Origin of the sequence: Pseudomonas sp. PB101, assembly GCF_009764265.1 — a bacterium.
In the GTDB taxonomy this organism is placed as follows: domain Bacteria; phylum Pseudomonadota; class Gammaproteobacteria; order Pseudomonadales; family Pseudomonadaceae; genus Aquipseudomonas.
The window spans coordinates 21,982-35,377 of the sequence record NZ_RWIR01000064.1; the positions used below are offsets into that span (position 1 = coordinate 21,982).

The 13,396-nt window shown below is 61.0% G+C and carries 11 protein-coding genes; 3 read left to right on the forward strand and 8 right to left on the reverse strand.

All coding sequences use genetic code 11. The features are described from left to right. Positions 1-3 precede the first annotated feature (3 nt). Positions 4-345 (reverse strand): DUF6124 family protein, encoded by a 342-nt coding sequence (locus EI969_RS19450; RefSeq protein WP_160389220.1) that lies wholly within the window; start codon positions 343-345, stop codon positions 4-6. Positions 346-474: 129 nt separating this feature from the next. Between EI969_RS19450 and EI969_RS19455 the strand changes: the two genes are divergently transcribed. Continuing rightward, complete coding sequence (locus EI969_RS19455) at positions 475-1,122, forward strand: LexA family transcriptional regulator (RefSeq protein WP_160389221.1); 648 nt, start codon at positions 475-477, stop codon at positions 1,120-1,122. Between the two features lie 39 nt (positions 1,123-1,161). Here EI969_RS19455 and EI969_RS19460 read toward each other — a convergent pair whose 3' ends face one another. The 4 genes from EI969_RS19460 to EI969_RS19475 are packed head-to-tail and all read right to left on the reverse strand — an operon-like array spanning position 1,162 to position 6,726. After that, entirely contained in the window at positions 1,162-3,117 is a 1,956-nt protein-coding gene (locus EI969_RS19460) for an acetyl/propionyl/methylcrotonyl-CoA carboxylase subunit alpha (protein ID WP_160389222.1), read from the reverse strand. Beyond that, complete coding sequence (locus EI969_RS19465) at positions 3,117-3,929, reverse strand: gamma-carboxygeranoyl-CoA hydratase (RefSeq protein WP_160389223.1); 813 nt, start codon at positions 3,927-3,929, stop codon at positions 3,117-3,119. Before EI969_RS19465 ends, EI969_RS19460 begins: the two co-directional genes overlap by 1 nt. 13 nt (positions 3,930-3,942) lie before the next feature. After that, entirely contained in the window at positions 3,943-5,550 is a 1,608-nt protein-coding gene (locus EI969_RS19470; RefSeq protein WP_160389224.1) for a carboxyl transferase domain-containing protein, read from the reverse strand. A 12-nt stretch (positions 5,551-5,562) separates the two neighbouring features. Next, positions 5,563-6,726 carry an isovaleryl-CoA dehydrogenase gene (locus EI969_RS19475; RefSeq protein ID WP_007946948.1) on the reverse strand — a complete coding sequence of 388 codons (1,164 nt, stop codon included), beginning with the start codon at positions 6,724-6,726 and terminating at the stop codon, positions 5,563-5,565. A 250-nt stretch (positions 6,727-6,976) separates the two neighbouring features. On the opposite strand from EI969_RS19475, the gene EI969_RS19480 reads away from it, so the two are divergent. Beyond that, positions 6,977-8,674: an AMP-binding protein gene (locus EI969_RS19480; RefSeq protein ID WP_160389225.1), complete on the forward strand. Its 1,698-nt coding sequence runs from the start codon at positions 6,977-6,979 to the stop codon at positions 8,672-8,674. 690 nt (positions 8,675-9,364) lie between these two features. Here EI969_RS19480 and EI969_RS19485 read toward each other — a convergent pair. The 3 genes from EI969_RS19485 to EI969_RS19495 form a co-directional block, all read right to left on the reverse strand. Next, a complete protein-coding gene (locus EI969_RS19485) occupies positions 9,365-10,264 on the reverse strand; it encodes a hydroxymethylglutaryl-CoA lyase (protein ID WP_160389226.1) in 900 nt (299 codons plus the stop codon). Between the two features lie 154 nt (positions 10,265-10,418). Next, positions 10,419-10,820 (reverse strand): MerR family DNA-binding transcriptional regulator, encoded by a 402-nt coding sequence (locus EI969_RS19490; protein WP_090323552.1) that lies wholly within the window; start codon positions 10,818-10,820, stop codon positions 10,419-10,421. Positions 10,821-11,039: 219 nt separating this feature from the next. Continuing rightward, positions 11,040-11,969 (reverse strand): LysR family transcriptional regulator, encoded by a 930-nt coding sequence (locus EI969_RS19495; RefSeq protein ID WP_160389227.1) that lies wholly within the window; start codon positions 11,967-11,969, stop codon positions 11,040-11,042. 165 nt (positions 11,970-12,134) lie between these two features. Here EI969_RS19495 and EI969_RS19500 point away from each other — a divergent pair, with 165 nt between their 5' ends. Then, positions 12,135-13,364: an acyl-CoA dehydrogenase gene (locus tag EI969_RS19500; protein ID WP_008053616.1), complete on the forward strand. Its 1,230-nt coding sequence runs from the start codon at positions 12,135-12,137 to the stop codon at positions 13,362-13,364. Positions 13,365-13,396 lie beyond the last annotated feature (32 nt).

Below are 13,396 nucleotides of genomic sequence, written 5' to 3' on the forward strand. Positions count from 1 at the left end.
ACTTCAAGCGTTTTCATACTTCTCCAGCGATCGATCGACCATCGCCCTGGCCATGTCGATCATGTGCACCGTCGAAAACGCCAGGTCACGGTTGGCGCCTTGCAGGTGATTGGCCGACTCGTACGCGGTGGCGGCCGCACAGCGCAACAGATCCAGCGCATGGACCAACGCCTCTTCGCCGCCGATATTGCGGTTCACATCAAAAAAACGCGGCTCGTCCATTTCCTCTGAAACAGTTGGTTTCAAGTAGTAGTCCAGCGCGCGCTGTGCCGCCGCGGAGCCCTGGGGCGAGGTGAGGGTGGTATCGATTTGTATGTTCGGCAGGTCATTGGCGGGTGGGTTCATGGTGATGGCAAGCTCCGTGTCAGATTCAGATCCGTGAATTGATCCTAATACGAATTGTATTTGTGACGACAAATTAAATACTACAATATGTGTTTTGATGGCCGGAGTCGCCCACGTATCGTGCCGCACATGGATAAATGGATTGAATTGGTCAAGGCCAAGATGAGTGAACTCAAAATCACTCAAGAGATACTCGCCGAGCGCCTCGGGATGTCCCAGGGCGGCATTGGCCACTGGCTCAACAAGCGTCGTGAACCCGGCATCGAAGACATGAACCGTGTCCTGCGGGCGCTGGGTCTCGAGTTTCTCGAAGTGGCGCTGGTGATCCGGGAACCGCTGGCGTCCACGGACGACGAACTGCCCCTGACTCAGAAGTACAACCCGTACTTTCGCTACCCCGTCAGTGACTGGCGCGAACCTGCGCAGGTGCGCGACGGTGAGCTCCCGGCGTATGCAAAAGAGCAGTTTGAACTGTCCGATTACCATGCCCGCGGGGCGGCGTACTGGTTGAGAGTGGCCGGTGACGCGATGACCGCGCCCAATGGCATCAGCATCCCGGAAGGCATGCTGATTCTGGTCGACCCGGCCGTGGAAGCCGTGCCTGGCAAACTGGTCATTGCCCAGTGGCCGGACAGCACCGAAGCCACGTTTCGCAAACTGATCGAAGAGGGCGGGCAGCGTTATCTGGTCCCGCTCAATCCGACGTATCCTAAAGCCTTGTATACCGACGAATGTCGAATCATCGGCGTCGTGGTTCAGGCAACAGCCAGGTTCTGATCAGATCGGTCCTCGCGATGCGTAGGACCGATCTTCATTTCACGCTTCTTCCAGTTCGACCAGCGCACTGCCTTCGCTGACCATCTCGCCTTCCTGGCAATACAGTGCCTTGATCACACCGGCATGGGGCGCGCGGATGCTGTGCTCCATCTTCATCGCTTCAAGTACCACCAATTGCGCTCCGGCTTCGACCGATTGTCCGGCCTCCACCAGCACGCGGACGATGCTGCCGTTCATCGGTGCGGTGAGCCCGCCCTGATGGCTGTGGCTGGCCTCGACGGCGCTGATCGGGTCGTAAGACTCGATACGGCGCAATTCGCCATCCCACTGCAGATACACATGCTCGCCACGGCGGATTGCGCGGTGTTGACGGCGTACACCTGCGTGCTCGGTCAGCAGTTGCTCGCCCTTGAGCCGTGCGCTGTGGGCATCGATGTCGCCCAGCGTCAGCGCATGGTCCTGGCCTTCACAACTCAAGTGAAGGGTGATCTCTCTCGGCAAACCGGCACGCAGCCCGTTCGGCGCCGCCCATGGCGAACTCGGGTCATCGGCACGGGTAACAGGCAGCTGGCTCTGGGCAAACGCCTGGGCGGCGGCTTGCCAGAAATCATCGCTGAGTTCCGCTGGCGCCGGCAGCAACTGTTCCTGATAGCGCGGAATGAAGCCGGTATCGAGTTCGGCAGCGGCGAACGCCGGATGAGCGATAATGCGCCGCAGGAAATTGATGTTGGTCTTCAGACCGCCGATGGCGAACTCGTCGAGCATGCCCAGCAGGCGCAAGCGCGCCTGTTCACGATCCTCGCCCCAGGCAATCAACTTGCCGAGCATCGGGTCATAGAACGGCGAGATTTCGTCGCCTTCTTCAACGCCGCTGTCCACCCGGCGCCCCGGCCCCGGATTGGATTCGCGATACAGCTCGAGGCGGCCGGTCGCCGGCAGGAAATCATTGCCCGGGTCTTCGGCATACAGCCGCACTTCGATCGCGTGACCCACCAGCGGTACCTGGTCCTGAGTCATCGGCAAGGCTTCGCCGCGCGCCACGCGAATCTGCCAGGCGACCAGGTCGAGGCCGGTGATGGCTTCGGTGACCGGGTGTTCGACCTGTAGGCGGGTGTTCATCTCCATGAAGAAGAACTCGCCGCGCGCATCCAGCAAAAACTCCACGGTGCCGGCACCGACATAGCCGATGGCCTGCGCCGAACGCACGGCGGCTTCGCCCATGGCGCGACGCAGTTCCGGGCTCAGGCCCGGCGCCGGGGCTTCTTCGACGACTTTCTGGTGGCGGCGCTGAATCGAGCAGTCGCGTTCGTTGAGGTACAGGCAGTTGCCGTGCTGGTCGGCGAACACCTGGATTTCCACGTGACGTGGCTTGAGCAGGTATTTCTCCACCAGCATCCGCGAATCGCCGAATGACGATAGCGCCTCACGCTGGGCCGAGGCCAGGGCTTCGGCCAGTTGACTGACGTCCTCGACCACCTTCATGCCTTTGCCGCCACCACCCGCTGTGGCCTTGAGCAGCACCGGGTAGCCGATGCGTTCGCAGGCATCGCGGAAGGTGTCGAGGTCTTGAGCCTCGCCGTGATAGCCCGGCACCAGTGGCACGCCAGCGGTTTCCATCAAGGCTTTGGCCGCGGACTTGCTGCCCATGGCGTCGATGGCCGAGGCGGGCGGGCCGAGGAAAATCAGGCCGGCGTTTTCGATGGCGCGGGCGAACCCGGCGTTCTCGGATAAAAAGCCATAGCCGGGGTGAATCGCCTGGGCGCCGCTGGCCTTGGCGGCGGCGATCAGTTTGTCGATCTGCAGGTAGCTGTCGGCGGCTTTGCTGCCACCGAGGTCGACCCGGATGTCGGCTTCGCGGCTGTGCCGGGCGTCACGGTCGGTGGCGCTGTGCACGGCCACGGTGGTCAGGCCCAGCGCCTTGGCGGTGCGCATCACCCGGCAGGCGATTTCGCCACGGTTGGCTACCAGCAGGGTGGTGAGGACAGGTGCGCTCATCAACGGGGCTCCTTGGTGGTTTGTGCTTGCCAGCTCGGCGGACGTTTTTGCAGGAAGGCGCGCAGGCCTTCCTGGCCTTCGGGGCTGACGCGAATGCGGGCGATGGCGTTTTCGGTGTAGCGGCGCAATGCCGGGGTCAGTGAGCCGTCGCCGACTTCGCGCAACAGGTCCTTGCTGGCGCGCATCGCGGCCGGACTGTTGAGCAGCAGGTTGTCGATCCACTGTTCGACTTTCTGTTCCAGCTCGGCACTTGCATAGCTCTCCGACAACAGACCGATTTCCCGTGCCCGTTGCCCGCCAAAGCGCTCAGCGGTCAAGGCATAACGACGGGTCGCGCGCTCGCCGATGGCTTGCACCACGAACGGGCTGATCACCGCCGGCGCCAGGCCGATGCGCACTTCCGACAGGCAGAACTGCGCGTCATCGGCACCGATGGCCATGTCGCAGCAACTGATCAGGCCCAGTGCGCCGCCAAAGGCCGCGCCTTGTACCACGGCCAGGGTCGGGACTTTCAGTTTGGCCAGGTTGTACATCAACTCCGCCAGTTCCCGGGCGTCGTCCAGGTTGGTGGCGTAATCGAGTTCGGCCGATTGCTGCATCCAGGCAAGGTCAGCGCCGGCGCTGAAATGCTTGCCGCGACCGCGCACGATCAGGAACCGCAGGCTGGCATCGCTCGCGACCTTGTCGAGGGCGAGGATCAGTTCGCGGATCATTTCGGCATTGAAGGCGTTGTTCTTTTCTTCACGGCTGAGCCACAGCGTGGCAAAACCACGGGGGTCGGTCAGCAGTTCGAGGGTGTTGAAGTCGGTCATGTTTTTCTCCCGATCACATCCGGAACACGCCGAAGCGGCTCGGTTCGATTGGCGCGTTCAACGACGCGGACAAGGCCAGGGCCAATACGTCGCGGGTCTGGGCCGGGTCGATGACACCGTCGTCCCACAGGCGCGCGCTGGAGTAGTAGGGGTGACCCTGTTCTTCGTACTGGTCGAGGATCGGTTGCTTGATCCCGGCTTCCTGCTCGGCGCTGAAACCCTGGCCGCTGCGTTCGGCCTGTTCGCGCTTGACCTGCACCAGCACGCCGGCCGCCTGCTCGGCACCCATCACGCCGATGCGTGCGTTCGGCCACATCCACAGGAAACGCGGATCGTAGGCGCGCCCGCACATGCCGTAGTTACCGGCACCGAAACTGCCGCCGATGATCACGGTGAACTTCGGCACCTTGGCGCACGCCACCGCCGTCACCAGTTTCGCGCCATGCTTGGCGATGCCGCCGGCCTCGTATTTCTGGCCGACCATGAAGCCGGTGATGTTCTGCAGGAACAGCAACGGAATGCCGCGCTGACAGGCCAGTTCGATAAAGTGCGCGCCTTTCTGCGCCGCTTCAGCGAAAAGAATGCCGTTGTTGGCGAGGATCGCGATCGGGTAGCCGTGCAGGTAGGCAAAACCGCAAACCAGCGTAGTCCCGAACAGCGCCTTGAATTCGTCGAACACCGACCCGTCCACCAACCGCGCGATCACTTCGCGCACGTCGAACGGCTGCTTGGCGTCGGCCGGGACCACGCCGTACAACTCGTCGCTGCTGTAGAGCGGGGCGATCGGAGTGCGTTGCTGAACCTCACCTTGCTTGCGCCAGTTGAGGTTGGCGACGCTGCGGCGGGCGAGCGCGAGTGCGTGTTCATCGCTCTCGGCGTAATGGTCGGCCACCCCGGAAATCTTGCAGTGCACATCGGCTCCGCCGAGGTCTTCGGCGCTGACCACTTCACCGGTCGCGGCTTTCACCAGCGGCGGGCCGGCGAGGAAGATCGTCGCTTGTTGACGAACCATGATTGCTTCGTCGGCCATCGCCGGTACATACGCGCCGCCAGCGGTGCAGGAGCCCATGACCACGGCAATCTGCGGAATGCCCATGGCGCTCATGTTGGCCTGGTTGAAGAAGATCCGCCCGAAGTGCTCGCGGTCCGGAAACACTTCATCCTGGCGCGGCAGGTTGGCGCCGCCCGAATCCACCAGATAGATGCACGGCAGGCGATTCTGCTGGGCGATGGTCTGGGCGCGCAGGTGTTTTTTCACCGTCAGCGGGTAGTACGAACCACCTTTTACCGTGGCGTCGTTGGCGACGATCATGCATTCGACGCCCTCCACACGGCCGATCCCGGCAATCACGCCAGCCGCGGGGACGTCCTCGCCATACACCTCGTAGGCCGCAAGCTGGCTGATCTCCAGAAACGGCGAACCCGGATCGAGCAGGCGGTTGATGCGCTCGCGAGGCAGCAGTTTGCCCCGCGAGGTGTGGCGTTCCTGAGCCTTCGGGCCGCCACCTTGCGCCACTTGGGCGAGCAGGGTGTGCAACGCGTCGACCTGCTTGAGCATCGCCGCGCTGTTGGTGGCGAACTCCGCTGAACGGGGGTTGAGCTGGGTATGCAGGGTAGCCATGGACAGCTCCGTTTAGCGGGTTTCGTTGAACAGTTCGCGACCGATCAGCATGCGACGGATCTCACTGGTGCCCGCGCCGATTTCGTACAGCTTGGCGTCACGCAACAGACGGCCGGCCGGGAATTCGTTGATGTAGCCGTTGCCGCCGAGAATCTGGATCGCGTCGAGGGCCATTTGCGTGGCGCGTTCGGCGCTGTAGAGGATCACGCCGGCGGCGTCCTTGCGCGTGGTTTCGCCGCGCTCGCAAGCCTGGGCCACCGCATACAGGTAAGCGCGGCTGGCGTTGAGTTGGGTGTACATGTCGGCGACCTTGCCCTGGATCAGCTGGAATTCGCCGATGCTCTGGCCGAACTGCTTGCGGTCGTGGATGTACGGCACGATCAGGTCCATGCACGCCTGCATGATCCCGGTCGGTCCACCGGAGAGCACGACGCGCTCGTAGTCGAGGCCGCTCATCAGCACTTTCACGCCGCCGTTGAGCACGCCGAGGATGTTTTCTTCCGGCACTTCGACGTCATCGAAGAACAGTTCGCAGGTGTTCGAGCCGCGCATGCCGAGCTTGTCGAACTTGTTGCTGCGGCTGAAGCCTTTCCAGTCGCGCTCGACGATGAAGGCGGTGATGCCGTGAGGGCCCTTTTCCAGGTCGGTCTTGGCGTATATCACGTAGGTGTTGGCGTCCGGACCGTTGGTGATCCAGGTCTTGCTGCCGTTGAGCACGTACTTGTCGCCGCGTTTGTCGGCGCGCAGTTTCATCGACACCACGTCGGAACCGGCATTCGGTTCGCTCATGGCCAGGGCGCCGATGTGCTCGCCGCTGATCAGCTTGGGCAGGTATTTGGATTTCTGCTCGTGGTTGCCGTTGCGGTTGATCTGGTTGACGCACAGGTTGGAGTGAGCACCGTAGGACAACGCCACCGAGGCCGAGCCACGGCTGATTTCTTCCATGGCCACCACGTGGGCCAGGTAACCCAGGCCGGCACCGCCGTACTCTTCCGGCACGGTAATGCCCAGCAGGCCCATGTCGCCGAATTTGCGCCACAGGTCGGCGGGAAACAGGTTGTCGATGTCGATCTGAGCGGCGCGCGGGGCGATCTCTTTGGCGACGAAGGACTGAACCTGATCGCGCAGCATGTCGATGGTTTCACCGAGGGCAAAGTTCAGGGATGGGTAGCTCATGGGTCACCTTTTGGCTTTTTTGTAGGGCGGGGAGGGGCGTGATTTGGCTCTCACCTTTACGTTAACGTAAGCCTGTGACGAATGGCTGTCAATCACCCTTTACGTTAACGTCAACTTGGGTGATTCTGTAGGAGTCGAGCTTGCTCGCGATGGACGTCAACGATAACGCGTGTTGTCTGGATAAACGCGGTGCCCTGACGTTCTTCGCGAGCGAGCTCGCTCCTACAAAATAAAGACAATAGGGGTCGTCATGGATCAACCCAGTGCAAGCCCGCAACGCAGTTACACCCGCGGTTCCCAGGACAAAGCCTTGTTGGCGATGACCATCGGCCAGGCGTTCGACAACACGGTCGCGCAATACCCGGACGGGGAGGCGCTGGTGGTGCGCCATCAACAGCTGCGTTACACCTGGCGGCAACTGGCCGAGGCTGCGGACCTGCACGCCAGGGCACTGCTGGCGTTGGGGCTGCAAGCCGGGGACCGCCTTGGCATCTGGGCGCCGAACTGTGCGCAGTGGTGCATCAGCCAGATTGCCACGGCGAAAATCGGTGTGATCCTGGTCAACATCAATCCGGCGTATCGCAGCTCCGAACTCGAATACGTGCTCAAGCAATCCGGTTGCCAATGGCTGGTGTGTGCCGGGGCCTTCAAGACGTCGAACTATCACGCGATGCTGCAAGGGCTGGTGCCGGAGTTGGCGGAGCAGTCCATCGGCAAGTTGCACAGTGAACGGTTGCCGGAGCTGCGTGGCGTCATCAGCCTGGATGCACAGCCGCCGAGCGGTTTCCTGCCTTGGTCGCAACTGGCTGATCTGGCGGGCGGTGTTTCGGTCGAACAATTGCGCGAACGTCAGGACAGCCTGCATTTCGATCAAGCGGTGAACATTCAGTACACCTCCGGCACCACCGGTTTCCCCAAGGGCGCGACCCTCAGTCACTACAACATTCTCAACAACGGTTACATGGTCGGCGAAAGCCTGGGCCTGACGGCGGCCGATCGCCTGGTGATCCCGGTGCCGCTGTATCACTGCTTCGGCATGGTCATGGGCAACCTCGGCTGCATCACCCATGGCAGCACGATGATTTATCCGAACGATGCATTCGATCCGTTGCTGACCCTGGGCACCGTGGCCGACGAAAAGGCCACGGCGCTGTACGGCGTGCCGACCATGTTCATCGCCATGCTCGATCAGCCGCAACGCGCCGAGTTCGACCTGTCGAGCCTGCGCACCGGGATCATGGCGGGCGCAACCTGTCCTATCGAAGTGATGCGTCGGGTCATCAGCGAAATGCACATGAGCGAAGTGCAGATTGCCTACGGCATGACGGAAACCAGTCCGGTGTCGTTGCAGACCGGTCCTGCAGACGACCTGGAACTGCGCGTGACCACCGTTGGCCGCACCCAGCCGCAGCTCGAAAGCAAGATCATCGACGAAGCAGGCAACCTGGTGCCGCGTGGCACCATCGGCGAGCTGTGCACCCGCGGCTACAGCGTGATGCTCGGTTACTGGAACAACCCCGAAGGCACGGCAGGCGCCATCGATCAGGCAGGCTGGATGCACACCGGGGACCTGGCGAGCATGAACGAAGAGGGTTACGTGTGCATTGCCGGGCGCAACAAGGACATGATCATCCGTGGCGGTGAGAATGTTTACCCGCGGGAGCTGGAGGAGTTCTTCTTTACTCACCCGGCCGTGGCCGACGTGCAGGTGATCGGCATTCCTTGCTCGCGCTATGGCGAAGAGATCGTTGCCTGGATCAAGTTCCACCCCGGCCACAGCGCCACCGAGCAGGAACTGCAAGCCTGGTGCAAGGAGCGCATCGCGCACTTCAAGACGCCGCGTTACTTCAAGTTCGTCGAGGAGTTCCCGATGACGGTGACTGGCAAGATCCAGAAATTCCGCATGCGCGAGATCAGCATTGAGGAGTTGCGTAGCAACAAGGCCTGACTCGTTCCCCTGTAGGAGCGAGCTTGCTCGCGAAGAACGTCAACGATAACGCGTGCAGTCTGGAAATACGCGGTGCCCTTGTGTTCTTCGCGAGCGAGCTCGCTCCTACAAAGGGCTGCGGAAATCTCAAACGCCAGACAGCACAAAGGGGAGCCGAAGCTCCCCTTTAATTGTCGTTGCGCGTGCTCTTTTTTTATTATTGAGGGTCGGTCTGTTGTTGTTTTTGGCAACCGTTGCCCTTTACCGCTGTTTTTGGCGATCCCCATTCGGGATCAAGAGCAAACGTATTTTTTTGAGCGCTGATCTACTTTCTCGCTGAGCGATCCAACCGATACGGGAGCTACCTGAAGGTAGTTTTATTATTCTCTGTCCGGTTGCGGGTAACTCCGAAAAGCACCCTGAAAAGTACATCTTCTCCAAAAAAATCTGTTAGCTGCGTCTCTGCCGTGTTGTTTTTGTTATGTCAGAGTCGTTACGTCTTGTTTTTATTAGGGTTGCTGCAATTTTTTTATTCTTGTTATGCGATAGATATAGCAGGAGGCGTGCCAACTTTTTAAAAGCCTTTAAAATCAAAGGTTTGTAGTTTGTAGGGTTTTACGCCTCAGGCAAAACCCTACGATTTGTTTCCGTGTTACTCGCTTTCGCCCACGTTTCAGACACAGCGGTAACACCTGGACACACTCAGCGCACTCACTGTGCGCTGCGAGCCCTGGCCACGCGTGAGCCGGTAGGGCGACCCAGTACGGTGCATATCTGTTGACCGGCAACCATCAAGGCGTCGAGGTCGATTCCGCTGTCGATGCCCAGGCCGTTGAGCAGGTAGATCACGTCTTCGGTGGCGACGTTACCGCTGGCGCCCTTGGCATAGGGGCAGCCGCCCAGGCCTGCGATGGAGCTGTCGAACACCGAGATGCCTTCCAGCAGGCTGGCGTAGATGTTGGCCACGGCCTGACCGTAGGTGTCGTGGAAGTGCCCGGCGAGTTTCTCCCGGGGCACATCCTTCGTGACCACTTCAAACATCTTGCGGGTTGCGCCAGCGGTACCGGTGCCGATGGTGTCCCCCAACGAGACCTCGTAGCAGCCCATGGCATACAGCTCGCGGGCGACCAGGGCGACTTGCTCCGGGGCGACGTTACCTTCATAGGGGCAGCCCAGCACACAGGACACATACCCGCGCACGGTCACCCCCTGTTGCCTGGCGGCATCCATGATCGGCGCGAAACGTTCCAGGCTTTCGCTGATCGAGCAATTGATGTTGCGTTGCGAAAACGCTTCGGATGCCGCCGCGAACACGGCCACTTCCTTGACCCCGGCGGCGAGGGCATCCTCGAAACCGCGCAGGTTGGGCGCGAGCGCGCCATAGACCACACCCGGTTTGCGCTGGATCTGCGCGAACACCTCGGCGGAGCCGGCCATCTGCGGCACCCACTTGGGCGACACGAAACTGCCGACTTCTATATAGCTGAGCCCGGCGGCGGTCAGTGCATCGACCAGTTGCACCTTGTCGGCGACGCTGATGGGTTGGGCTTCATTTTGCAGGCCGTCGCGTGGGCCGACTTCGACAATGCGTACGTGGGTGGGGAGGGGCATGGGATTCGACCTGTGCTGATTGTCTGAATGAACAGAAAACCCTGTAGGAGCGAGCTTGCTCGCGATGGACTCCCAGGCACCGCGTTTATCCAGCAGACACGCGTTATCGTTAACGACCATCGCGAGCAAGCTCGCTCCTACAAGGGGGCGGGTTTTATTGAATGACTTCCTGGTTCTTGAGCGTCTGCTCCAGCGCCTGCACGCAGCGTTCTTCGGCAGTGTCCAGCTCCAGTTTCATCTGTTCGATATCCAGCAGTTGCTGCTCAAGCTGCTCACGGCGCTCGCTGATTTTCGCCAGCATGCTGTGCAACTGTTTGGTGTTACCGCTGGACGGGTCGTAGAGTTCGATCAGTTCGCGGCATTCGGCCAGCGAGAAACCGATGCGTTTGCCCCGCAGGATCAGCTTCAGGCTGACCTTGTCGCGGGGCGAGTAGATGCGTTCCTGGCCGCGACGCTCGGGGCTGAGCAGGCCTTGCTCTTCATAAAAGCGAATGGCGCGGGTGGTGATGTCGAGCTCGCGGGCGAGATCGGAAATGCTGTAGGTCTGGCTGCTCATGGAAGCGCTCACGAAAGGTCATGGCGCTAAGCTAATGGCAGGTTGACGTTTACGTCAAGGGGCAGAGGTTTTCGCTGTTCTTGCAGTCCTCATCGCGGGCAAGCCCGCTCTCACACTGGATCTGTGTCGCTCGTACATGCTGTGAACAGCCCGGCCCCCTGTGGGAGCGAGCTTGCTCCGGGCGGCGTTCCGACGATGGGGGCACCTCGGTATCAAGCCTTACACCTTCTCGAGCTTTTTCTCCTGCGCCGTCACCTGCTGGCACAACTCGATCATCTGCTCGCGCATCCAGCGGTTCGCCGGGTCCTGGTCAGTGCTTTCGTGCCAGTAAAGGTGAGTTTCCACCGGTGGCACATCGTTGACCGGCAGATAAAAGGCATGCAGGTCGTTGCGGCGGGCGAAACGTTCCGGCACGGTCATGACCATGTCCGTTTGTTGCAGCACCTGCGAGGCCATCAGGTAATGCTGGGAGCGCAGGGCGATCTTGCGCTGGATGCCCATCTTGCCCAGCGCCAGGTCGACATAGCCCAGGCCGCTGCGGCGGCTGGAGATATGGATGTGGGTCAGGCTCAGGTAGTCATCCAGCGTGAGTTTGTCCTTGCCCGCCAGCGGATGCCCCTTGCGCATGGCGCACACATAACGGTCTTCCATCAACTTCACGTGGCGCACCTGCGGGTCGGTGTTGAGCGGTGCGTCGACCGCGAAGTCCAGGCGTCCGGCCGCCAGTTCCTTGGTGGTTTCGCGGCGTTTGGACAGGAAGCTTTCGATGATCACCGTCGGCGCCAGGCGGCGCAGGCGCTGGAACAGCGGCGGCAGGATCACGGCTTCAGTGAGGTCGGTCATGCTGATGCGGTAAGTCTTTACCGCTTGCTGCGGGTTGAAAATGCGGCTTTCCTGCACCGACACACGCAGCAGCGAGAGCGCGTTGCGCACCGGGCCGATGATGTTTTGGGCCATGGGCGTCGGCACCATGCCCTGGGCGGTGCGCACGAACAACGGGTCGTTGAAGGTCTCGCGCAACCGGGCCAGCGCGTTCGACACCGCCGGCTGGGTAATGCCCACGATCTGCCCGGCACGGGTCAGGTTGGCTTCGGTGTAGATCGCGTCGAAGACGATGAAAAGGTTGAGATCGACCTTGCTCAGATTCATTACGCGGTTCTCTTGTTATGTGGGCGGGCTGACCATGACGATCAGCCGATCATATATCGGTGATGAATGTTTATACACGCCGAGAATAGGCTAGGTAAATTTTCATGGCTGTTCTAGCATCGATTGCATGATCTAAACAACCTCCCCCAAGAAGGTATCTCGCTCATGGATTTCGCTTATTCGCCCAAGGTTCAGGAACTGCGTGAGCGCGTCACTGCGTTCATGGACACCTACGTCTATCCCGCCGAAGCCGTGTTCGAGCGTCAGGTCGCCGAGGGTGATCGCTGGCAGCCGACCGCGATCATGGAGGAGCTCAAACTCAAGGCCAAGGCCGAGGGCCTGTGGAATTTGTTTCTGCCTGAGTCCGAGCTGGGCGCCGGCCTGACCAACCTCGAATACGCACCGCTGGCGGAAATCATGGGCCGTTCGCTGCTGGGGCCAGAGCCGTTCAACTGCTCGGCACCGGACACCGGCAACATGGAAGTGCTGGTGCGTTACGCCAACGAAGAGCAGAAACAGCGCTGGCTCGAACCTCTGCTGCGCGGTGAAATCCGTTCGGCATTCGCCATGACCGAACCGGACGTTGCATCTTCCGACGCCACCAACATGGCCGCCCGAGCCGTGCGCGATGGTGACGAGTGGGTGATCAACGGCAAGAAATGGTGGACTTCGGGTGCTTGCGACCCACGCTGCAAGATCCTGATCTTCATGGGCCTGAGCAATCCGGACGCGCCACGTCACGCCCAGCACTCGATGATTCTGGTGCCTGTCGATGCACCGGGCGTGAAGATCGTGCGTCCGCTGCCGGTGTTCGGCTACGACGATGCACCGCATGGTCACGCTGAAGTGCATTTCGAAAACGTCCGGGTACCGTACGAAAACGTCCTGCTGGGCGAAGGCCGCGGCTTCGAAATCGCTCAAGGTCGCCTTGGTCCTGGGCGGATTCACCACTGCATGCGTTCGATCGGCATGGCCGAGCGTGCACTGGAGCTGATGTGCAAACGCTCGGTTAGCCGTACGGCATTTGGCAAACCCCTGGCACGCCTGGGTGGCAACATCGACAAGATCGCCGATTCACGGATGGAGATCGATATGGCACGCCTGCTGACGCTGAAAGCGGCGTACATGATGGACACCGTCGGCAACAAAGTGGCGAAAAGCGAGATCGCGCAGATCAAGGTTGTCGCGCCGAACGTTGCGTTGCGGGTGATCGACCGGGCGATCCAGATTCATGGCGGGGCAGGGGTTTCCAACGATTTCCCTCTGGCCTACATGTACGCGATGCAGCGTACCCTGCGCCTGGCCGACGGCCCGGACGAAGTGCACCGTGCGGCGATCGGCAAGTTTGAAATCGGCAAGTATGTGCCGAAAGAGATGATGCGCAGCGGGCACTGACAGACACCGCGTTATCGTTCATCGTCGGATCG

Excerpts from the sequence above, each read along its gene's own strand:
- EI969_RS19450 (WP_160389220.1), bottom strand. The coding sequence starts at position 345 with ATGAACCCACCCGCCAATGACCTGCCGAACATACAAATCGATACCACC.
- EI969_RS19455 (WP_160389221.1), top strand. The coding sequence starts at position 475 with ATGGATAAATGGATTGAATTGGTCAAGGCCAAGATGAGTGAACTCAAA.
- EI969_RS19460 (WP_160389222.1), bottom strand. The coding sequence starts at position 3,117 with ATGAGCGCACCTGTCCTCACCACCCTGCTGGTAGCCAACCGTGGCGAA.
- EI969_RS19465 (WP_160389223.1), bottom strand. The coding sequence starts at position 3,929 with ATGACCGACTTCAACACCCTCGAACTGCTGACCGACCCCCGTGGTTTT.
- EI969_RS19470 (WP_160389224.1), bottom strand. The coding sequence starts at position 5,550 with ATGGCTACCCTGCATACCCAGCTCAACCCCCGTTCAGCGGAGTTCGCC.
- EI969_RS19475 (WP_007946948.1), bottom strand. The coding sequence starts at position 6,726 with ATGAGCTACCCATCCCTGAACTTTGCCCTCGGTGAAACCATCGACATG.
- EI969_RS19480 (WP_160389225.1), top strand. The coding sequence starts at position 6,977 with ATGGATCAACCCAGTGCAAGCCCGCAACGCAGTTACACCCGCGGTTCC.
- EI969_RS19485 (WP_160389226.1), bottom strand. The coding sequence starts at position 10,264 with ATGCCCCTCCCCACCCACGTACGCATTGTCGAAGTCGGCCCACGCGAC.
- EI969_RS19490 (WP_090323552.1), bottom strand. The coding sequence starts at position 10,820 with ATGAGCAGCCAGACCTACAGCATTTCCGATCTCGCCCGCGAGCTCGAC.
- EI969_RS19495 (WP_160389227.1), bottom strand. The coding sequence starts at position 11,969 with ATGAATCTGAGCAAGGTCGATCTCAACCTTTTCATCGTCTTCGACGCG.
- EI969_RS19500 (WP_008053616.1), top strand. The coding sequence starts at position 12,135 with ATGGATTTCGCTTATTCGCCCAAGGTTCAGGAACTGCGTGAGCGCGTC.